This window comes from Micromonospora sp. NPDC003776, from assembly GCF_053605645.1.
On the sequence record NZ_JBSGJR010000014.1, the window covers coordinates 9694 to 30133 of the forward strand.

A 20440-nucleotide genomic window follows, 5' to 3' on the forward strand; every position below is an offset into this window, starting at 1 on the left:
ATAGAGGTGGAGGGCCTTGGTCCGGGCGTTGCGGGCGAGCACGTCAGGTTTGCTGTCGCCGTTGAAGTCACCTGGCGAGAAGATGACGTCGTAGTCGGTCCAGTTATTGCTGATCGCCGCACCGGTGCCGGATTGGAAGCCGCCTGTGCCGTTGCCGGCATAGAGGTGGAGGGCCTTGGTCCGGGCGTTGCGGGCGAGCACGTCAGGTTTGCTGTCGCCGTTGAAGTCACCTGGCGAGAAGATGACGTCGTAGTTGGACCAGTTGTTGCTGATGGCCGTGCCGGTGCCGTACTGGAAGCCGCCCCTTCCATTGCCAGTATAGAGGTGGAGGTCCTTGCTCTGGGCGTGACGGGCGAGGATATCGGGCTTGCTGTCGCCGTTGAAGTCGCCGGGGGAGAAGATGGTGTCGTAGTTCGTCCAGTTGTTGCTGATGGCCGTGCCGGTGCCGGACTGGAAGCCGCCCGTGCCGTTGCCGGTGTAGAGGTGGAGGTCCTTGGTCTGGGCGTGGCGGGCGATGATGTCTACCCTGCGGTCGCCGTTAAAGTCGCCGGGCACCGGTGGCAGAGTTCCACCGGTTCCACCGTCCCCCGACCCACTGCTGTTCCAGTAGAAGCACTCGCTGTAGCCACACGCGGCTAGTCCACCTCCTTGTGCACCCAGGAACATGGGAGTGCTCTCCAGACTCGGGCACTTAGCTTTGGCCGCGGTCGCGACCAAACTCATAGCAGTGTCGTCGGGATCACATCCAACGGTGCCCACCACCTCCAGGTCCCAGCTGTGGGCTTCCCCGGTACCTGCGACATACGGTTGACGAGAAGCGTCACACTTATAATGTGTGAAGTTCGCGGCAACCACCTCGACGCCTGAGAATAAGATGTATACCTTACTCCCGGTGCCGTCGATGTTATCGAAGGTCCAGTCTGACGTTATGTCTTTAGTATTGGTATGTTCATCTACGGCCTGAAGGCTATATCCTGACTCCGCTGAGAGGCCGGCGATTACCGCACTGGCGTCTATCGTAGTGTTAGTGTCATACGTTACCCCAGCCGTAAATGTCTTGGATTTAGAGACGGTCTCGCCCCTGGTGTTGCTTGTTCCCTTTGCTACCTCCTTCGCCTCATAATGCGTTACCGTTGCACTCTTAGATATTCTGCTGTAGGCCAGTGTAGAGGTGCCAGGATCGCATTCCGTGGGCGAAAAGGACGGACCGACTGGGGCCCCGTATGCCGGACCGGCGCTGGCGACGATACAGATTGCGAGTGCTCCGACTATCGTCGCCCTCGCCATCCGAATCAAGCCGCTACTAATCAATCGCAAGGTATCCCCTTCCATCTAGTTGGCGGACCAGTCGTCTGTAAGTGGCGCGTACAGTCCAAAAGGTCCAACCGAAGGCATCTGCCAGACCGAGAAGCGAAGCAGAAGCGGGGACGAGTCTCGCGCTTGTCGCTGTCGATCCACTATCACCTCGCTATCGCATCCCGGCGTCGATGAGTTACCCACGGGATACGCTGCTGGAAGTGGCAGTGGCGTGCAGGGGACAGATGCCGTCTGAGATCCTGGGATCCCTGCGGGTCCGTGGCGGCGAGGCCACCGTCACCGCGGGTCGGGATCAGATCGTGCTCGCCACGCTGCTGCTGCGGCCCGGTCGGGTGTTGCCTGCGCGGAGCTGATCGACGCGGTCTGGGAGGAGTCCCCGGGCAGGGCCCGGACCCAGATCCAGATCTGGTGTGTCACGACCGCGAAGCGGCTCTCCCTGCTCGAACTGTCCTCGGAGATCATCGTCCGGGACCCGGTCGGCTACCGCATTCGGATCGAGTCGAACGACCTGGACGCCGAGGTCTTCGCCCGCGAGATCGAAGCGCCCTTCACAATCGCTTGACATCTTCAGCTGACATCAACGAAGCCGGCCTTCAGCGAATACCACCGGACGGACCAAGCGCAGGTCCCGGGCGTCACGGACGGCGACGGACGCCACGACCATCGCCGAGCGCGCCTTACAAGCGAAGGCTCAGCCTGGGTCGTCGCTGGGCCGTCTGGGCCGTCGCGGGGCCGGCAAACGACGACCAGAGACGACCGACAACACCCACCAGCGCCTGAAGAAGCACCGTGTCAGCCGTTATATAGCGGCGGCTGACCTGGTGGGCGACGGACGAGTCGACCTGTACGCCGGATTTTGATTTCGCCGCGACGTACTGCCGGCACGCCGACTCCCGGGTGGTCGACTCGCGGGAGGCCGAAGACGGCCAGCTCATCTGGCGGCGGCGATCCTGCCCGAAGTGCGGCAAGCGGTTCACCACCGTCGAGGAGGCGGTGCTCGCGGTGGTCAAGCGCAGCGGGGTGACCGAACCGTTCGGCCGGAACAAGATCATCGGCGGGGTGCGCAAGGCGTGCCAGGGCCGGCCGTTCGACGACGACTCCATCGCGCTGCTCGCGCAGAAGGTCGAGGAGACCGTCCGGGCCAAGGGGGCCGCCGAGATCCCCAGCCACGAGGTCGGGCTGGCCATCCTCGGGCCGCTGCGCGACCTCGACGAGGTGGCCTACCTGCGGTTCGCCAGCGTCTACCGCTCCTTCGACTCGCTCGCCGACTTCGAGCGCGAGACCAAGGCCGTGGCTCCCTACGCCAGGTGTCGCCGAGGCGAAAGCATAGATCAACGTGGAGGAAACGTGGCAAGCGGTGAAGCCCGGAATGATATTTGCCCGATCGCCCAGGAGGAGTTCCCGGGCGAAGTGATCGATGGAAGGCTTGTTTGTGGTCGTTGTGGTAAACCATTGCCGCACCGTCGGCGAGCCCGAGTTGTGGCAAGGCCGGCTTGACATCAGCGATTGACGCCACCGCCGGCGCCGTGGCCGGACACGCTCGCTCGGATTCCTGCGTGTTTGTACGCGGCCGCCGTCAACGCACCTGGGGGTGTTTGCCGGAGGGCGATTCGAACGAGGCTTGGGCCAGGCCAACTGACTGAAGGGGCTTACTCGGCTACGAAGACACCCACGCCTGGCAGGGTCTCGGTCATTCCCTTGATCCTTAGCACCTGCATAGCTCGGTCGATCACGGGCTCGGTGACGCCGTAATGCTCGATCAGCTCTCTACGGCTGGGCAGCTTGGAGCCCGGCGTGAACTCGCCGGACGCGATGCGTTCGGCGAGGTCATCGGCGATCTGCTCGTAGCGGTAACGCGGTGGCACGGTGTTCCCCTCGGTTGGCAACACGAGTAGACCACCTACGCCAGCCCTTGACCACCCAACGGTACCTATGGGAGGTTGCCAAGGAGGTCGATTCCCCCGGTTGGCGCTGTGGGCCGTCCTCGCCGGCGTGGATGCCCGGCGCATCCCCCGTGATCGGGCATCCACGCCTTCGAACACCTGCGGCACCAGGAGGCGGCAGTGCTCCCTTCCGATCCCCCAACCCGGCGGATAGTGGCCTCGACGGCAGTGGCGAACCGATGAAACGGGTCTCCTACGACGAGTACGTCCTGGCGGCAGCGCTCACCCTCGCCCGTCGCCACCGGCCCGTGTGGTCCTGGCGGCACTGGCGACACATCTGCCGCTGCGGCGCCACCCTGCCGTGCCGAAGCCGCCACCGCATCCCGATCAACCGCGGCCACGCCCAGCCAGAACGGCCCGCGATAACCACTCACCACCCCATCAAGCCGGCCTGGACGTGCGGCGGCTGTGCGGAGGAGTGGCCCTGCCAGACCCGGCGTCGGGAGCTGCGAGCCGAGTACGTCCGAGCCCCGGTGTCGCTGGCCCTCTATCTGGCTGCCCAGCTCGTCGATGCTGCCCAGGACCTCGTCCACGTCCCCGCCGGGCACCTGCACCACCGCTTCCTCGGCTGGACCCGATGAGCATCCTGCGACCCGGCGACGAGAAGTTCCACTACAGCGACGGCTCCCACAAGTGGATCCCGCCGAACCCGGACTACGACCAGGAGATCTGGGACGAGCAGGTCCGCCAGCACAAGCAAGGCCACCTCAAGAACGAGCGCCCAAAGGTTCGCATCCAGCGCCTCGCGTGAGGCCAGCAGTACAGCAGCGAAGTACAGCAACCTTGCCAGCCGAACCGAGCCAAGAAGGGCCTCAGCAGTCCGTCTGACCTCGCGTGAAGCCCGATCCGATCGACTCGCCGAGAGTTCACACCTACAGGGTCACCGATGCAAGCAGGTGACTCGGCTGGCCGCCGGCGCGTTCGAAGCGTGTTACCCCAGCCCTTCTCCGGGTGAGCATCGAGGATTGCGATGCTCAGCCCGCAAAGCATTCGGGCTGTTCACGCTGGCCGATCCCGGAGTAGGGTCCCCGCCATCGTCTCAGGCAGGAGGTTTCCGGTGGTCAGGAAGCGTGCGCTTCGCATTGTCGTCGGTCTCGCCGCACTCTCGCTCGCCGTCGCTGGCTGCGGACGCTCGACCAGCGGTCAGCCCCCGCAGGCCGGTGCCTCCGCCTCAGCCGCGGCCGACGCCAAGGCCGCCGACCTGGTTCCGGCAGCCGTCAAGGAGAAGGGCGCCCTGCGGGTCGCCACCGCCGAGGGCTACCCGCCGATGGAGATGTACAAGGAGGGAACCCAGGAGCTCACCGGCGTCGACCCGGAGCTGGCGGCGGCGATCGCCGGGCGGCTCGGCTTGAAGCTGGAGATGACCAACGCGAGTTTCCCGGGCCTGATCCCGGGCCTGCAGGCCGATCGTTGGGACCTGGCGATGTCCTCGATGAGCGACACCGAGGAGCGCCGTAAGGCCGTCGACTTCGTCGACTACTTCCAGGCCGGCGGTGCGATCATGGTGGCGAAGGGTAACCCGGCCGGGGTGAAGGACCTCGCGGACCTGTGCGGGCGGGCCGTGGTGCTGGCCAAGGGCAGCTCCAACCTCGCCATCGGCGAGAAGCAGAACGCTTCGTGCGCGAAGAAGATGACGATCTCGCAGAGCGAGGACGCCCCGACCGGTCTGCTGCAGATCGACGCCGGGCGCGCGGTGGCCACGATCGTCGACTACCCGGTGGCCAAGATGCTGGCCCAGGAGAGCGGCAAGTACGAGGTGCTGGAGGCCCAGTACGAGGCCGGCCCGTGGGGCATCGCTATCGATAAGAAGGACAGCCAGCTGCGTGACGCCGTCCAGCGGGCCCTGCAGGAGCTGATCGAGGCGGGCGACTACGCCAAGATCCTCGAGAAGTGGGGCGTGCAGGGCAGCGGTGTGCAGACCGCGACGGTCAACGACCAGAAGTGAGCACACCGGTGGATGCGACCGTCACGGGCCCGGCTGCGGCCGGGCCCGCCGGCCCGGAGTCGAACCGGATCAGCCACCCGCTACGACCGGGGCGCTGGGTGGCCGCCGGGGTTACCGTCCTGATCCTGGCCTGGCTCGTCTGGACCATCGCGATCAACCCGAACCTGCACTGGGACATCGTCGTCAAGTACCAGTTCGACCGGGTCATCCTGGAAGGGCTGTGGGTCACCGTCCAGCTCACGGTCGCGTCCATGGCGATCGGCGTGGTGCTCGGCGTGGTGGTGGCGCTGATGCAGGTGTCCGACAGTCGTATCCTGCGCGTCGGGGCCATGGCCTACGTGTGGTTCTTCCGCGGCACGCCGCTGCTGGTGCAGCTCATCTTCTGGTTCAACATCGCGCTGATCTTCCCGGAGATCGGGTTGGGTGTGCCGTTCGGCGGCCCGAAGCTGGTGACCTGGGAGACGAACACCCTGATTACTGGTTTCGTTGCGGCGCTGCTGGGGCTGAGCATCAACGAGGGCGCCTACATGAGCGAGATCGTTCGGGCCGGCCTGCGCGCGGTCGACCCTGGCCAGCAGGAGGCTGCGGCGGCGTTGGGCATGTCCCGCATGAAGATCATGAGGCGGGTGGTGCTGCCCCAGGCGATGCGGATCATCGTCCCGCCGACCGGCAACCAGTTCATCTCCATGCTCAAAACCACCTCGCTGGTGTCGGTGATCGCCGGCGCCGACCTGCTCACCGTCACCCAGCGGCTCTACCTGACCAACTTCGAGGTGATCGCCCTGCTGATCGTCGCGTCCCTGTGGTATCTGGTCCTGACCACCGTCGCCAGCGTCGGCCAGTACTACCTGGAACGCCGGTTCAGCCGCGGCTTCGGCGGCACCGCGCCAGGGGCCCTGCGTGGGCGGATCGCCCGCAACCTGCGCTTCACGGGGAGCGCGCGATGACCCCGCCGATGGTGGAGTGCCGCTCCCTGCGCAAGAGCTTCGGGCGGCTGGAGGTGCTGCGCGGCATCGACCTGACCATCGAGCGGGGACGGGTAGTCTGCGTGGTCGGCCCTTCCGGCTCCGGCAAGTCCACCCTGCTGCGTTGCCTCAACCACCTTGAGGAGCCGCAGGCGGGTCGGGTCTACGTCGACGGCGAGCTGATCGGATACGAGGAGCGCGGCGGGCGGCTGCGGCCGCTGCCGGACGCGCGACTGCGCCGCCAGCGCGAGTCGATCGGCATGGTCTTCCAGCGTTTTCACCTGTTCCCGCACCGCACCGCCCTCGAAAACGTGATGGAGGGCCTGGTCGCGGTGAAGGGCGTCCCGGCAGCCGACGCGCGGCGGCGCGCCGCTGACCTGCTCGACCGGGTCGGGCTGGCCGACCGCGCCCACCACTACCCGGCGCACCTGTCCGGCGGCCAGCAGCAGCGGGTCGCTATCGCCCGGTCGCTGGCGATGTCGCCGAAGCTGATGCTGTTCGACGAGCCGACCTCGGCGCTCGACCCGGAGCTGGTCGGTGAGGTGCTGGAGGTGATGAAGGACCTCGCGTCGAGCGGGATGACCATGATCGTGGTGACCCACGAGATGGGCTTCGCCCGGGAGGTCGGCGACCACCTCGTCTTCATGGACGAGGGCCTGATCGTCGAGCAGGGGCCACCCCGGCAGGTGCTCGCCGCACCGCAGCACGACCGTACCCGGGCGTTCCTGTCGAAGGTGCTGTGATGGCGCGGCTCGACGTGCTGATCACCGGCGGGAACGTGGTCGATGGCACCGGCCAGCCGGCCCGCCCGGGCGACGTGGGTGTCCGTGAGGGGCGGCTTGTGCTGCTGCCGCCGGGCAGTCGCACCGCCGCCGCCGAGGTCATCGACGCGGCCGGGCTGGTCGTCGCGCCGGGCTTCATTGACGTGCACACCCATTCGGACCTGCTCGCCGGGGATGACGAGCAGCGGGAGGTGCTGCGCTGGGCGCCGCTGCTGCAAGGCGTCACGACGGAGATCTGCGGGAACTGCGGCATCAGCCCGTTCCCGGTCCCGCCCGACCGGGTCGGGCCGGTGGGGGAGTTGATCGCCGCGACGTTCGGCCCACCGGCGTCGGCGTATGCGTCGTTCGCCGAGTTCGCCGACGCGCAGGGTGCGGCCCGGCGCAACCATCTCGCCGCTCTCGTCGGCCACGGCACGCTGCGGGCCGCGGTGGTCGGCTTCGGCCAGCGGCGGGCCACCCCTGCGGAAATCCAGCGGATGTGCGAGCTGCTCGACGAGGCGCTCGCCGCAGGCGCTGCCGGTCTGTCGACCGGACTGATCTACTCGCCGGGCGTCAACGCCGGCACTGACGAGGTGATCGCCCTCGCGCGGGTGGCGGCCGCACACGGCAAGCCGTACGTGACGCACCTGCGCGACGAGATGTCGCAGGTCGAATCGGCGCTCGAGGAGGCCATCGAGATCGCGACTGCAGCGGGGTCGGCGCTGCAGGTCTCCCACCACAAGACGGCCGGGCGGTGCTCCTGGGGCGCGACGGTCCGCACCCTCGCCCGCCTCGAACGGGCGCGCGCCGACGGCCTCGATGTCACCTGCGACGTCTACCCGTACACGGCCGGCAGCACCGCCCTGCACGCGATGCTGCCACCGTGGCTGATCGCCGACGGGGTACCGGCGATGCTCACCGCCGCCACCGACCCGGCCGTCCGCGACCGGATCCGCCACGACCTGGTCGCCGGCCTGCCCGGCTGGGAGAACACCGTCGGCAACGGCGGCTGGGACCTGATCCGCGTCGCGTCCGCCCCGAACAACCCCGACGCCCAGGGGCACACCATCGCCGACCTGGCCACCGCACGCGGCGTCGACCCCGTCGACTACGCCTGCGACCTGCTGGTCGCCGAACACAGCGACGTCACCATCCTCAGCCACTCCATGCACGAGGACGACGTGCGCCGGGTGCTGGCCAGCCCGCTGACCATGATCTGCTCCGACGGCGTACCAAAGGGGGGCCGACCCCACCCACGGTGGGCGGGCAGCTTCGCCCGGGTGCTCGGCCACTACGTTCGTGACGTGGGACTGCTGGATCTGGCGGAGGCGGTGCACAAGATGACAGGGATGCCCGCCCGCCGCTTCGGCCTGCGAGACCGCGGGCTGCTCGCTGACGGGTACGCCGCGGACCTGGTGGTTTTCGACCCGCAGAGGGTCGCCGACGGCGCCACCTACGACGATCCCCTAACACCGCCACGCGGGGTGCGGTGCGTGATGGTGGGCGGCGAGGTCGTCGTGGACGGCGGGGACGTCACAGACGCCCGGCCCGGGCGGGTGCTGGCGGTAACGGATCGGGAGCCGGTTGTGCGGGGGCGGCGATGAGTGCATCTAACGGCGCCCCTGGGGTGCGGGTCGGGGCGATGGTGCGGCGGCTGGACGACGGCCGCACCCTCTCGGCCGGCGCCGACCTGGTCCTGCCCCTAGCCAGCGTCGGCAAGGTGCTGCTCCTCGGCGAGGTGGCCCGCCGGCTCGCCGACGGGACGCTCACCGCAGATCAGCACGTCGCGCTGCTGGATGAAGACCGAGAGGTCGGCGGCAGCGGCCTGCTCGGCCAGCTGTCACCCCGGCAATGGACGGTCGCTGACCTGGCCACGGTGGTCGCCGCGGTCAGCGACAACGCCGCCACCAACATGCTGCTTCGCCTGGTCACCCTGAACGCCGTGCAGGAACTGGGCCGCCGCGCGGGGCTGCGGGACACCACCGTGCACGACCAGATCCGCGACGAACGCGGCCCCGGCCTACCAGAAACCTTCGCCACCGGCACCGCCCGCGAACTGTGCGCCTTCCTCACCGACGTGGCAGAAGGGACCTGGCAGAGCCCGCGGGCGTGCCAGCTGCTGCGCGGCTGGCTCGCCGGGAACACCGACCGCACCATGGTCGCCGACGCAATCGGCCACGACCCCTGGTCCGGCGACGGCGTCCGGGTGGAGAACAAAACCGGCACCGACACCGGGGTACGCGCCGACACCGGCATCGTGACCGGCCGGCACACCGTCGTCTACGCCGTGATCTGCTCGTTCGCGCCCGGTGCCGAGCGGGCCGCCGTGGCCGAGCTGCGGCGCTGGGGCGCGACGGTCGATCGGCTCGCCGGACCCCACCGTTCCGACAACTCCTGACTGAGCGTCGCCGCCGCGTCGGTCAGCCGTTCGACGAACCTGCCGACCACCGGATTGGGGTTACCGGGGCGCAGCGCCACACCGATCTCCCGGTACAGCTTGGCGTGGGCGAGCTGCCGCACCGCCACCCCGCCGGGGTTGCGCAGGCCGAGCGACGGCACCAGCGCCACTCCGACACCGGCCCGCACCAGGCCCAGCACCACCTCGTAGTGGTCACTGCGGCAGCGGACCCGCGGCGGGAAGCCCTCCGCCCGCGCCGCCAGCTCCAGCACCGACACCTCGCCCTGCACGCCGAGGGTGGTGATCCACGGCTCGGCGGCAAGGTCCGCCAGGCGAAGCCGCCGCTGGCGGGCGAGCGGATGATCGGCGGGGAGCACCACCAGCTGCGGGTCCACCATCAGCGGCTCGACCTTCATGTGCGGCGATGCCTGCGCCGGACTCAGCGGATGGTCGAAGACCACCACCAGGTCCAGCTCACCCTGGTGCAGGCGCGGCAGCAGTTCGTGCGGCTGCCCCAGGATCAGCGCCAGCTCGACCAGCGGATGGTCGCGGGTGAAGCTCGACAGCGCGCGCGGCAGCAGTTCCGTGCCGGCGGTGGCGAAGAACCCGATCCGCAGCAGTCCCTGGCGGCCCTCGCCGTGGGCGGACAGCTCGTCGCGGGCCGCCGACATCAGATCGACGATCTGCTGCGCGTAGTCCGCCAGGCGCTGGCCCGCGACCGTGAGCCGCAGACTGCGCGGCCCCCGATCCACCAGCGCCACCCCGGCCTCCTGTTCGAGGGTGGCGAGCTGGTGGGAGACCGCGGACGGGGTCAGCCCAAGCCGCTCCGCGGCGGCGACGATGGTGCCGTGGCGGGCGATCTCCAGGACGACCTGCAGGCGTGCGGTGTTGAACATCGGCCGTATGCCTCCCTGCTCACGGGCAGTGCGGTCAGCCGTCGACCGCCACCCGGCCCACACTCTCGCATGCCGGCCGGCCCCAGGGACGCGGGCGCAGGCAACCATCGCGACGATGCCGACAAGAACCACGGCGGTGGCGAGACAGGCGTGGGCCGTACCTGCCTGCCGGCGAGGGCCTGCGGAGTGCTGCGTCGTGGGCGGTGAGCGCGACCAACGCGACCGCCCGGGTTCGTCCTCGACCATGCGGCGGTGTTCATCGGCCGGCAGCCGGCAGCCGGCATCGGCGTCGGGGCGTTGTCGCCATGGCTCTCGCAATGCTTGCTCGGCGGACCAGTCATCCTGATGCCCGGCGACCAGGAAATCTAGGTTGGGACGACTAGACATCTTCGGCGGTGTGCAATACTCTTCTTCGAGTCGAGAGGTAAGATCCGTCAAGACGCAGACGGGCCGTCCGGCCGTGAGGTCACGACGGGCGGCGAGGAGGGAACATTCTTCATCGTTTCCTCCCGAGAGGCAGTACGAGCACGTCAGACCCGGCGTGACACGCGCCGGGGTGCAGGTGGGGCCAAGGCTCTTTTTGGGGCTCCAGCTGATGTTCGCCGTGCGTGTCGGGGCCATGAAGTCGCGTGGGCTCCGGTACCGGTGGACCGTACGACCAGCAAGGGAAAGAAGTGGCAGAGGAAAGGGAGGGCCGTACACCGTTGGATCGCCCGCCTACGGCCGTCATTTCGGGCCGGGCGGACACCGCAGTTTCCATCGAACGAGAGGTGGTCTCCGGTCACGCATATGCGATCCTCGCACCCGAAGCCGTCAGTTGCGGCTGGTGCGGATATGACAAGCCGACGCTCCTGTCGGCAGATGGTGTTCTGACCCGTAACCCTGGGCCCCGGCGCGTAAGCGCCGGGGCCCTCGACGTGGAGGTGACATGGGGCAAAACCCCGATGACATGTTCGGCGATGAGAACTACCCGGCCTACACGATCGGCCAGGCCGCGGAGATGCTCGGCGCCACGCAGGACTTCCTGCGCCGCCTGGACGAGGCGAAATTGATCAACCCGCACCGCTCGTCCGGTGGGCACCGCCGCTACTCCCGCTACCAGTTGCGCCTGGCCGCCCGGGCCCGCGAGATGGTCGACCAGGGCACCGCCCTGGAGGCCGCCTGCCGGATCATCATTCTGGAAGACCAACTCGAGGAAGCCCTTCGGCAGAACGAGAAGCAGTAGCGTGGGCCGCGGCGACCGGACCGGCCAGCACGCCCTCGTGCGAGGTGGTCGGCGAGCGATGAGCCGGCCGGCCCGCCAGGCGAAGGTCCCCGTTCCCGCCTCGGTCCTGGCCGCCCCGCTCGTCGCACCTCCTCACATCCCGGCCGACGACCGGGATGCTGCGCGTGACCGGCGGTACCGAGGCGTCGCCGTCGTAGCCGGCCGGCGTGCCCGGGCGCGGCGGATCGGCGGCGTGTAGCGTCCGATCATGGGCGGCGGAACGGACGACGTGGGTGCCGGGTGGAATGCCGCTCGTGGCGCCGACGAAGTGGCGTTGTTGTCGGAAGAGATCACCGCTGCGCGGGTGACGGCGCTGCGTCACACGGTTGCCGCGGCAGCCCGTTCGGCAGGTCTGATCGGCCACGCGCTGGAGGACTTCGTGTTGGCGGTGCACGAGTTGGTCACCAACGTGGTGCGCCATGGCGGGGGGAGCGGCGAGGTGCGGCTGTGGCAGCACCACGACCTGCTGACCTGCCAGGTCAGCGACAACGGGCCTGGGTTGGGTGAGATGGCCGTCGCCCTGCCATCGGCAGGGGAGGTCGGCCACCGGGGCCTGTGGCTGGCACAGCAGCTCACCGAAGGACTGATGATCGACAACTCCGGACAGGGAACGACCGCCTCGGTGACCGCGCGGCTGGGCGCCCAATCGACCGTGAACGAGGGAGGGTGACAGTGGCCATGGAGCAGACCTGGCACTGCCGTGTCGACGTCGGCGCCGATCGTCGTGTCCTGGCGCTGTCCGGTGAGATCGACATGTCGGGCGCCGACCGGCTCGACGACCTGCTGCACGAGACCATCGCCCAGGCCGGGACGGTGGAGATCGACCTGGCGGGGTTGACCTTCATCGACTCGACCGTGCTCAGCACCCTGGTCGGAGCGCACCACCACGCGGCCGGCCGGGGAGTGGATCTCACGCTGGTCAACGCCGCTGGGCAGGTCCGCCGGGTCCTCGACATGACCGGCATCATGGAGCTGTTCGGCCGGGCGGCAGATCCGCCAGCCGCCGCGATCTGAGTACGCCAGGCTGGGATCCCGTCACCGCGGGTGGCGCAACAGCCGCGGCGGCGCTGGGACTGTGGGGCGGTCAGGCCCGGCCTGTCGTGGGCTCAAGGAAGCGGACCATGAGTACAGTGGCGTCGTCTTGGAGCCGGTCATCCTGGTAGGCGAGGATCGCGTGGACGAGACGCCGGGCGGTCTCTGGCAGCGGAAGCCCGTCGGCCAGGGCCCGGACAGTGAAGTCGACCAGCCGCTCGGTGCCGAACCGTTCCCCGTCGGCCGACCGGGCCTCGGTGATGCCGTCGGTGTAGAACAGCACGTCGTCGCCGGGTTCGAGGGCTTCCTCGACCACCACCGGGGGGCGCTGGTCGCCGAGGGTCACCGGCAGGGCGGTGGGCGTGGGCAGGACGGTGGCGACCCTGCCGTGGCGGAGCACCAGCCCGCCCGGGTGTCCGGCGGAGATGACCCGCAGCCGGCCGGTGCGCTGGTCGAGTTCGGCCAGCACCCCGGTGATCAGCCCGCGCCGGTCGTGGTCACGCACCGCGGTGTCGATGTGATGGTAGGTCTCGACCAGGTCGAAGCCGCCCCGACGGGCATTGCGGTACGCGGCCAGGGCCAGGCTGGCGAGCATCGCGGCACGCATCCCGCCACCGGAGCCGTGCCCGACGGCGTCGAACAATGCGAGGTGGGCGATGTCGCCGTTGACCGCGTAGTCGAAGGCGTCACCACCCACCTCGTAGCAGGGCTCCAGGATCCCACTGATGATCAAGCTGCCGGTAGAGTAGGTAAGCGCTGGAAGTTGGGCGCGCAGCATCTCGGCGGGCAGGCCCATCGGCTCCCGGCGCCGGAGCTGCTCGATCGTGTCGCTGTAGCGGGACTGCATGATCACCAGCTCGGCGAGCAGGGAGGCGACCGCCTCGAACGCGGCCACGGCGGAGTCAGGCACGACAGCTGCGGCGACCACCTCCGCGACGCCCACACGCTCCAGACCGTTGAGCAACGGCAACCACAACCGCGCACCGTCGTCCACCGGCCCGCCGCAGGGGTGCAGCATGCTGAATGCCCGGCCGGCCAGGGTCCCCTCGATGCTCAGCGAGTCCCGGCGCGGTGCGTCCGGACCGGGCAGGGGAAGCAGCTGACGCTGCTCGTGGTCGACAACATAGAGGATCATCTCGTCGGCGCCGAGCTGCCGGGCGGCCCGCCGTGCCATCCCCGGCAGGTCCTCAGGCCGGGCGTGGTGCGACTGCCGCAGCAGACCTTGCAGTGCGTCCCGCTCGCCCATGCCCACCGACCTTCACCCAGCCCACGCGGGGCTACCCGACCGGTCAGAGTACGCGGACGCTCCACCCATCCTGCGCCAGTGCGCCACGGTGGCCTAGCCCGACGCACGCCGCCGCCCGGCCACTCAGGGGGATGCGGTGCCAGTCGCCGCCGACCGGACCGAGCAGGCCGCCGCTGGCCAGGCGGCGGTGTTCAGGTACTGGGGCCTTCGTAGCCGTGGTGGTCGAGTTCGCGGCCCGGAGGGTGTCGGCGAAGCCCTCGGCCGTGGCGAGTTGGTCGCGTAGGGCAGTGACGCGGGCTGTGGCGGCGGTGTGGAACATGGCAAGCCGGTCGAGCAGGGCGGCGCGGTCGGTGCCTAAGATGCCGGCGTCACGCAGTTCGCCGAGCGTTCGGAGCAGTCCGCGTCCGCCGGCTGTGAATGGCTCGCAGGAAGCGCCACGAATCCAGGGAGATACCGATGTCGGAGGCCGAGCCCGTTCAAGACGCCCACGCCGAGGATGCCGATACGCCAACCACGGCCGAGACCGAGACCGACGAGCCGGCCGTTTACGCAAATCGTGCTGCCCGACGCGGGAAGGGCAAAGTCGCCTCGCCTCCACCGTATGGAAAGGGTCAGCGCCTCGGCGGCCGGGGCTCGGTCCAGAGCCCGCGCCAGTGGGGTAACCGCCGAAGCGGTTGATCCGTTGGTGGAGCCTTTCGTCGGCACACGGCTGCGGGGGTCCGCGGCGATGGTGACGGGGAAGCAGCACGCGAGCAGCAGCGTCTCCGTACTTCGACGGCCTCGGTCAACCAGAGGGATGATCATCGCGGTTTGCGCCGAGCGGATGCCCTGATATCGGGCCTGATGCGGTCGGTGCTCGTTGTAATGCGTGACGTATTCGGCCAGGGCGTCAGCAAGTGCGGGGGTGATCCCGTCGAGGCACTCGTGCCCTAACGTACGCACCTGTCTCTGCGCGTACGCGTTGGCCTCGGCGCTTGCGGCGGGGTACGCAGGATGCCGATGCCTTCAGAGGCAAGAACGCGGGCGCGCACTTCGCGTCGCGGTCATGGAGCACCTCTTCGCGAGGGCGACAGACGGCAACGACCGGCCCCGGACATCGTCTCGCAGTGCCTTCCGGGGTCGGCGATGGCCGGGGGAGTGGGGAGTCATTCTCCGCCGGGACGGCGATCACTGCAAATAGCGCCCCTCGCATCCGAGGGCGAGCGCTATCCTTCCACCGCTCGCTTGAGCGCCACGACATGGGCCGCTGGCTACCGTCGTGACACAAACCAAAGCCGGAGAGGCCATCACGATGAGCAAGCCCATCGATTACGACGCACCGCGCCGACCGGCCGTTGACGCTGAGGACGACAGCCTGGAGGAACTCAAGGCGCGCGGTGCGGCGCCGCAGTCAGCAACAGTCGACCTCGACGAGGCCGAGGCCGCCGAGAACTTCGAGCTGCCCGGCGCGGACCTGTCGGGCGAGGAACTGACCGTGGCGGTCGTGCCAATGCAGCCGGACGAGTTTCGATGCGCACGCTGCTACCTGGTGCACCACCGCAGTCAGCTCGCCGCGCAGGCCGACGGCCGGGACGTCTGCCAGGACTGCTCCTGACGTCCACTGTCAGGCCATCATTTCCCGCCATTCCGGACGCCCACCCAGCCATGCGCTGGCGAGGATCTCCGCAGACGCCCGACCCGGACAGGGGTGTAGCTTCGACCGACCTGCGATGCCGCCGGTCTGCGCCTCTACTTCCCATCGCTGGCCGTCGGTGCGGATGTAGACGTCGCGACGCCCCCGCGGGCTCCGGTCCCCGTTCCACCAATGACGCTCGATTCTCACCTGCCGACGGTATAGCACCACCTGCAGAAAGACGAACGATAATGATCTTGGGAAGGCGGCTGGTGTGATCGGGAAACCACGGATTGCGGACGAGAGTTGGGAGACCTGATCGGGCCGGCGCAGGACGGGTCCGCGCAGCGCCGCCTTCGCGGCGCCGCGCGTATTCCGTTCCCAGCGGATGTCCGGCGAGCGCATCCACGGGCCGATCGAGGCGATTCAACAGCGCGCCGACGACGACTACGTTCGACCGCCTCGGCGCCCGTGCCTCCCAGCCATCCAGTCAGACCCCAAGCAGGTCATGTCCTGAGCTGTCCGGCTCTCGTCACCGGCGTCGAGACGGGCGGCGCCTACACCGTGCGCTGTTGCGCTGCGGCGACCACCCCGGGGTCACGATGGGTGCGGCGGCCGCGGGTCGCGGCACCCCCCTCGACGGGGCTTGATCGGGATGGCCGACGCGACAACGTACGCGGGCAAGGCCGAGCGGCGGTCCACCGCCACCGCCCGGTGGTCCAGTCGTGGAGGGGTGCTGATCCACCTGCACAGGACGTCGCTACCTGCGGCGCGTCGAACCGACACGGGTGGTAGCCCTTACCGACTGGGCTGCGTTGCGTCGTGATGCCTAACGAGTCGTCGGCTTCCGGTCAGCGTCACCCTCGACGCGGAACGGGGTGCGCAGGCGGGTCATCGCAGCCGAGCTCACGTCGACGACAGGGGTGTGGTTGAAAGCCGCATCTGCTCCCGGTGCTTCACGGAACAAATTCGAGTTATGGACGGTTACATCAGTCAAGAGCTGCTCCAAGTTTGCGCGCCAACGCGCGATCCACCCGCTCGCACATGCAAGCCGGGTGCGAAGATGAGCGGGGCCGATCCTGCCGCTCGCAGGGGGCGTCGGATCCAGTTCGCTCGGCCCGTCGAACCCTAACCCAGAAAGCAATCGCGTGCGGCCCGGGTGCGGGTAGACTGATCAACCAGTCCGCCGGTTTCCGACCACGGCCTGCCCCTGATGTCGACCACCACGCGCCGCGACCAATCGGCCAGCGCCGTGCAGGGCGACCCCTTCCACGTTCGGAGACTCCCATGGCGGCACGCCGCCCCAGCAAAACACCCCTTGTCACACCCACCTCCTTCGCCGACCTTGGCGTGCCCGCCCGCCTGGTCGCCGCGCTCGAACAGGCGGGCATCAGCACACCATTCCCGATCCAGGCCGCGACGCTGCCGGATTCACTCGCCGGACGTGACGTACTGGGTCGTGGCAGGACAGGATCGGGCAAGACATACGCCTTCGCACTCCCGGTCCTCGCCCGGCTCTCGGCCGCCACGTCCCCGCGGCTACCCGGCCGCCCGCGCTCGCTCATCCTGGCGCCCACCCGCGAGCTGGCGACCCAGATCGAAGCGACGATCGCACCGCTGGCCACCGCGCTGTCGCTGCGGACCCTGACGATCTTCGGTGGGGTGAGCGCGCGGCCACAGGCCGGTGCACTGCGTGCCGGCGTCGATATCCTCATCGCCTGTCCCGGCCGGCTCGCCGACCACGTGTCGACCGGCCACGCGATCCTCGACGCCGTCGAGGTCACGGTGCTCGACGAGGCGGACCACATGGCAGACCTGGGCTTCCTGCCGGTCGTACGGCGACTCCTCGACAAAACACCGCCCCGCTCCCAGCGGCTGCTGTTCTCCGCGACGCTCGACGCGGGCGTCGACGTCCTCGTGCGGCGGTACCTCTCCAACCCAGTCACCCACAGCGTCGACTCGGCGATGTCCCCGGTCGCCGCGATGACCCACCACGTGCTCCGAGTGCGTCACGATGACCGGCTCCCCGTCCTGATCGACCTGACGGCCGCCCCGGGCCGAACGCTCGTATTCACCCGCACCAAGCGGGGCGCCAAGAAGCTGACCAGTCAACTGGTCGCCTCGGGCGTGCCCGCCGTGGAGCTGCACGGCAACCTGGCGCAAAACGCCCGCACCCGCAACCTGGCGGCGTTCTCCGCCGGCGACGCCCGCACGCTCGTCGCGACCGACATCGCGGCGCGCGGAATCCACGTCGACGACGTAACTCTCGTGATCCACGCCGACCCGCCCGCCGAGCACAAGGCATACCTGCACCGCTCGGGGCGGACCGCGCGTGCCGGAGCGAGCGGCACCGTCGTCACCCTGATGACCGACGACCAGGTCAGCGACGTGCGCGACCTCACCCGCCAGGCCGGCATCAACCCGACCATCACCCAGCTTGGGCCCGGTGACTCGCTGCTCACCGAACTCGCCCCGGGCGAGCGCCGCTTCGTGGCGCCTCCCGTAGCGACGACGGCGCCACATCAAGGACGCGGCCACAGCGCCACGCGGCGCCCGGATCCGCGCACAGCGACGGGCGGATCGACCGCCAGCGCAGCGCGCGGGAGAGGATCGGGAAGTCGTCGGGCGAGTGCCGCGGAAACCACGTCCGGGACACGGGGCGCGGCGGCGTTCTCTTCCGCCACGCGGGTTGGTAGCCGGCGCGGTCAGCGCTGACCGCGAAGACACCGCGCCGCCCGTGCTAGCCTCACCGGGTTGCAACCTTCGGTTCGTCGCATACTTTGCCAGCGCCTGGTGGGTATCTAACCCGCCAGGCGCTTTCTGTCCTGCCGGTTCTTCCCGACCAGCAGCGGCGGCAACCGAGGGCCGCACCTGGCCCCAACCGCTACTCACGGGAGAAGACATGGCATTCGGCACAGTCAAGTGGTTCAACGCGGACAAGGGCTTCGGCTTCATCGCGCAGGATGGTGGCGGCGCGGACGTCTTCGCCCACTTCTCGGCCATCTCATCGAGCGGGTTCCGCAGCCTGGAAGAGAACCAGCGGGTCGAGTTCGACGTCGAGCAGGGCCAGAAGGGCCTTCAGGCCGCCAACATCCGCCCGGTCTGACGTTTGACTCCGCCAAGCCGTGGCGACAAGGCGTCGCCCGTCGCCACGGCGGTGGCTGAGACCACGGACCGGCGAACGCCGGTCCGTTCCGACACCGCGGTCCTTCCCGGCCTCAAACCGCTGGTCCGGCCGTACTCCCGCAACAGACCCGCCTCGACGAACTCAGCCCACGTCAGTGGCCAGCAGGTCCGCGCCGACTGGGTCGAGCGTGAGCTACCGGAGCGGGTGGACCCCGAAGAGCACGGCGGGCTGCTCGCCCTCCTGCGTCTCGACCCGGCCGATCTCGTCGACGCGCCGTCCCCGTGAGGGGCGCTCCGCTCGGACCGTTCGCCAGGCGCACACCTCCCCACCGTGGCGACCTCGTGCTGCGGCGCTGTTGAGCCCAATCCGCTGCGACGGGTTGGTCGATTGCCGAGAATCCAAGGTGAAGAGGCGCCGGGGCCAGCCCGCCGCAGGGCCGACCAGCGAGCAAGCGCGGGGGGAGTCGGGATCGGTGGGCCAACGGATCGAGGGCCTCGTCGGCAGCCCCGGCGGGTGCGGCCTGATGCGGCGGGGCCGCCGGAGCCCGGGCACGCGGCGGACGTTTCAACAGGTCATGGCCGGGCTGACCGGCTGGTCGTGCCGCCGCCGGTGGGACAGGCCGACGGAGAAGGACCAGCGGGAGCAGCGATCGTGAGCGATACCAGCCTCGGCACCGACGGGCAGCGGGGCAGCGACTATGCGGACCTGTCCCGGCTGGCCCGCGCGGCGGGTCTGCTCGGGCGAAGGCGCGGCTACTACGCAGTGCGTGTCGGCCTCGTCGTCGGTTCCTTCGCCGGATTGTGCGTCCTGTTCGTCCGATTGGGTGAATCGTGGTGGCAGCTCGGCCTCGCGGTGCTCCTGGGGGTGGTCTTCGCGCAGGCCGGGTTCATCGGCCACGACGCCGGGCACCGGCAGGTAGCCCGCTCGCGCCGGGGGAACGACCTGATCGGCATCGTGCACGGCAACCTCCTGGCCGGGATCAGCTACGGCTGGTGGGTGGACAAGCACAACCGGCACCACGCCCACCCCAACACCGAAGGCAAGGACCCCGACATCACCGTGGCGCCGCTATCCTTCACCGCCGACCAGGCCGGCCGTCGACGTGGCCTCGGTGCACTGTTCCTGCGCTACCAGGCATATTTGTTTTTCCCGTTGCTCCTGCTGGAAGGCCTGCACCTGCACGCCAACAGCGTGAAGGCGCTCCTCGGCCCGCGCCGCATCGCCCGCCGACCTCTCGAAGCCGCACTCCTCGCCCTGCACCTGGGCGGCTACCTCACCGCCGTGTTCCTGGTCCTGGATCCGGTGCAGGCGGTCGCGTTCATCTTCGTCAACCAGGGCGTGCTCGGCCTCTACCTCGGCTGCTCCTTTGCCCCGAACCACAAGGGCATGCCCATCCTCGGCGCCGACGACAACCTCGACTACCTACGGCGGCAGGTCTTCACCTCCCGCAACGTCCGCGGCGGAATGTTCCTCGACATCGTGCTGGGCGGCCTGAACTACCAGATCGAACACCACCTGTTCCCGAGCATGCCGTGTCCCAACCTGCGCCGCGCCCGACCACTGGTCAGACGGTTCTGCGCCGAGCACGACATCGGCTACCGCGAGACCACGCTGGGCCGCTCCTGGGCCGAGGTACTGCGCCACCTGAACGACATCGGATCCCCCGCACCTCCGACCGGCGTCGCCACGCGTTGAGGTGCGATGCCACAGCCCGGACAGGAGCTGATAGCCCCTACTGAGACCCGTACGCTGCCCGCCGGGTGCCCGCGGGTGTTGATCGTCGGTGTGCTCGCGTACCTCGTCAATCTGGTCGACGGAGGCGACCGGTGCGTGGCGGCGCGATAGGGACGATCCAAAAGGCAACGGGGCTAGATGAGGGCCGGGATCCGGCCCGTCGTGCAACCGGTCGATCGCCCGCGGTGCCGCACATCCAA

Annotated in this window: 21 protein-coding genes and 3 pseudogenes; 17 read left to right on the forward strand and 7 right to left on the reverse strand. The window is 69.0% G+C overall.

What is annotated here, in order from left to right; all coding sequences use genetic code 11:
* Nucleotides 1–555 (reverse strand): FG-GAP repeat domain-containing protein (locus ACWEVO_RS02600; protein ID WP_452305813.1); only part of this gene is annotated, 555 nt, incomplete at its 3' end.
* Nucleotides 556–1541: 986 nt separating this feature from the next.
* On the opposite strand from ACWEVO_RS02600, the gene ACWEVO_RS02605 reads away from it, so the two are divergent.
* Nucleotides 1542–1670 carry a hypothetical protein gene (locus ACWEVO_RS02605; protein ID WP_452305814.1) on the forward strand — a complete coding sequence of 43 codons (129 nt, stop codon included), beginning with the start codon at nucleotides 1542–1544 and terminating at the stop codon, nucleotides 1668–1670.
* 324 nt (nucleotides 1671–1994) lie between these two features.
* On the opposite strand, the gene ACWEVO_RS02610 is transcribed toward ACWEVO_RS02605, so the two are convergent.
* Nucleotides 1995–2327, reverse strand: coding sequence for a hypothetical protein (locus ACWEVO_RS02610; RefSeq protein WP_452305839.1), 333 nt, complete (start codon nucleotides 2325–2327; stop codon nucleotides 1995–1997).
* Here ACWEVO_RS02610 and ACWEVO_RS02615 point away from each other — a divergent pair.
* Nucleotides 2215–2637: pseudogene (locus ACWEVO_RS02615) on the forward strand (ATP cone domain-containing protein); the annotation flags it as partial. The gene ACWEVO_RS02610 and the pseudogene ACWEVO_RS02615 sit on opposite strands and share 113 nt — an antisense overlap.
* A 329-nt stretch (nucleotides 2638–2966) precedes the next feature.
* Here the strand turns inward: ACWEVO_RS02615 and ACWEVO_RS02620 are convergent.
* Nucleotides 2967–3206, reverse strand: a complete 240-nt coding sequence (locus ACWEVO_RS02620; protein ID WP_452305815.1) for a winged helix-turn-helix domain-containing protein — start codon at nucleotides 3204–3206, stop codon at nucleotides 2967–2969.
* 233 nt (nucleotides 3207–3439) lie between these two features.
* On the opposite strand from ACWEVO_RS02620, the gene ACWEVO_RS02625 reads away from it, so the two are divergent.
* From ACWEVO_RS02625 to ACWEVO_RS02655, 7 genes are all read left to right on the forward strand, one after another.
* Complete coding sequence (locus ACWEVO_RS02625; RefSeq protein WP_452305816.1) at nucleotides 3440–3841, forward strand: hypothetical protein; 402 nt, start codon at nucleotides 3440–3442, stop codon at nucleotides 3839–3841.
* Complete coding sequence (locus tag ACWEVO_RS02630; protein WP_452305817.1) at nucleotides 3838–4011, forward strand: hypothetical protein; 174 nt, start codon at nucleotides 3838–3840, stop codon at nucleotides 4009–4011. The genes ACWEVO_RS02625 and ACWEVO_RS02630 overlap by 4 nt, the downstream gene beginning before the upstream one ends.
* A gap of 306 nt (nucleotides 4012–4317) precedes the next feature.
* The gene (locus ACWEVO_RS02635; RefSeq protein WP_452305818.1) at nucleotides 4318–5205 is read left to right on the forward strand and encodes an ABC transporter substrate-binding protein; all 888 of its coding nucleotides are present in this window, start codon (nucleotides 4318–4320) and stop codon (nucleotides 5203–5205) included.
* Nucleotides 5202–6152 carry an amino acid ABC transporter permease gene (locus tag ACWEVO_RS02640; protein ID WP_452305819.1) on the forward strand — a complete coding sequence of 317 codons (951 nt, stop codon included), beginning with the start codon at nucleotides 5202–5204 and terminating at the stop codon, nucleotides 6150–6152. Before ACWEVO_RS02635 ends, ACWEVO_RS02640 begins: the two co-directional genes overlap by 4 nt.
* Nucleotides 6149–6913 (forward strand): amino acid ABC transporter ATP-binding protein, encoded by a 765-nt coding sequence (locus ACWEVO_RS02645; RefSeq protein WP_452305820.1) that lies wholly within the window; start codon nucleotides 6149–6151, stop codon nucleotides 6911–6913. Before ACWEVO_RS02640 ends, ACWEVO_RS02645 begins: the two co-directional genes overlap by 4 nt.
* Entirely contained in the window at nucleotides 6913–8535 is a 1623-nt protein-coding gene (locus ACWEVO_RS02650) for an N-acyl-D-amino-acid deacylase family protein (RefSeq protein WP_452305821.1), read from the forward strand. Before ACWEVO_RS02645 ends, ACWEVO_RS02650 begins: the two co-directional genes overlap by 1 nt.
* Nucleotides 8532–9329, forward strand: a complete 798-nt coding sequence (locus tag ACWEVO_RS02655; RefSeq protein WP_452305822.1) for a serine hydrolase — start codon at nucleotides 8532–8534, stop codon at nucleotides 9327–9329. Before ACWEVO_RS02650 ends, ACWEVO_RS02655 begins: the two co-directional genes overlap by 4 nt.
* On the opposite strand, the gene ACWEVO_RS02660 is transcribed toward ACWEVO_RS02655, so the two are convergent.
* The gene (locus tag ACWEVO_RS02660; RefSeq protein ID WP_452305823.1) at nucleotides 9212–10225 is read right to left on the reverse strand and encodes a LysR family transcriptional regulator; all 1014 of its coding nucleotides are present in this window, start codon (nucleotides 10223–10225) and stop codon (nucleotides 9212–9214) included. The genes ACWEVO_RS02655 and ACWEVO_RS02660 overlap by 118 nt on opposite strands.
* Before the next feature lie 928 nt (nucleotides 10226–11153).
* Here ACWEVO_RS02660 and ACWEVO_RS02665 point away from each other — a divergent pair.
* The 3 genes from ACWEVO_RS02665 (at nucleotide 11154) to ACWEVO_RS02675 (ending at nucleotide 12503) form a co-directional block, all read left to right on the forward strand.
* Nucleotides 11154–11450, forward strand: a complete 297-nt coding sequence (locus ACWEVO_RS02665; RefSeq protein ID WP_452305824.1) for a helix-turn-helix domain-containing protein — start codon at nucleotides 11154–11156, stop codon at nucleotides 11448–11450.
* A gap of 247 nt (nucleotides 11451–11697) precedes the next feature.
* Complete coding sequence (locus tag ACWEVO_RS02670; protein ID WP_452305825.1) at nucleotides 11698–12159, forward strand: ATP-binding protein; 462 nt, start codon at nucleotides 11698–11700, stop codon at nucleotides 12157–12159.
* The gene (locus tag ACWEVO_RS02675; protein WP_452305826.1) at nucleotides 12156–12503 is read left to right on the forward strand and encodes an STAS domain-containing protein; all 348 of its coding nucleotides are present in this window, start codon (nucleotides 12156–12158) and stop codon (nucleotides 12501–12503) included. Before ACWEVO_RS02670 ends, ACWEVO_RS02675 begins: the two co-directional genes overlap by 4 nt.
* A 70-nt stretch (nucleotides 12504–12573) precedes the next feature.
* Here the strand turns inward: ACWEVO_RS02675 and ACWEVO_RS02680 are convergent, their stop codons facing one another.
* The 3 genes and pseudogenes from ACWEVO_RS02680 to ACWEVO_RS02690 all read right to left on the reverse strand — a co-directional run.
* Nucleotides 12574–13767: a PP2C family protein-serine/threonine phosphatase gene (locus ACWEVO_RS02680; protein ID WP_452305827.1), complete on the reverse strand. Its 1194-nt coding sequence runs from the start codon at nucleotides 13765–13767 to the stop codon at nucleotides 12574–12576.
* Between the two features lie 191 nt (nucleotides 13768–13958).
* A pseudogene (locus ACWEVO_RS02685) lies at nucleotides 13959–14170 on the reverse strand (MerR family transcriptional regulator); the annotation flags it as partial.
* Nucleotides 14122–14730, reverse strand: a pseudogene (locus ACWEVO_RS02690) (hypothetical protein); the annotation flags it as partial. The pseudogenes ACWEVO_RS02685 and ACWEVO_RS02690, both read right to left, overlap by 49 nt.
* Before the next feature lie 328 nt (nucleotides 14731–15058).
* On the opposite strand from ACWEVO_RS02690, the gene ACWEVO_RS02695 reads away from it, so the two are divergent.
* The 5 genes from ACWEVO_RS02695 (at nucleotide 15059) to ACWEVO_RS02715 (ending at nucleotide 20201) form a co-directional block, all read left to right on the forward strand.
* Nucleotides 15059–15361, forward strand: coding sequence for a DUF4193 domain-containing protein (locus tag ACWEVO_RS02695; protein ID WP_452305828.1), 303 nt, complete (start codon nucleotides 15059–15061; stop codon nucleotides 15359–15361).
* 1305 nt (nucleotides 15362–16666) lie between these two features.
* Entirely contained in the window at nucleotides 16667–18094 is a 1428-nt protein-coding gene (locus ACWEVO_RS02700) for a DEAD/DEAH box helicase (protein WP_452305829.1), read from the forward strand.
* A 187-nt stretch (nucleotides 18095–18281) separates the two neighbouring features.
* Nucleotides 18282–18485, forward strand: a complete 204-nt coding sequence (locus tag ACWEVO_RS02705; protein ID WP_452305830.1) for a cold-shock protein — start codon at nucleotides 18282–18284, stop codon at nucleotides 18483–18485.
* Between the two features lie 51 nt (nucleotides 18486–18536).
* Nucleotides 18537–18791, forward strand: coding sequence for a hypothetical protein (locus tag ACWEVO_RS02710; RefSeq protein WP_452305831.1), 255 nt, complete (start codon nucleotides 18537–18539; stop codon nucleotides 18789–18791).
* Between the two features lie 366 nt (nucleotides 18792–19157).
* Nucleotides 19158–20201: a fatty acid desaturase family protein gene (locus tag ACWEVO_RS02715; RefSeq protein ID WP_452305832.1), complete on the forward strand. Its 1044-nt coding sequence runs from the start codon at nucleotides 19158–19160 to the stop codon at nucleotides 20199–20201.
* Nucleotides 20202–20440: the final 239 nt, after the last annotated feature.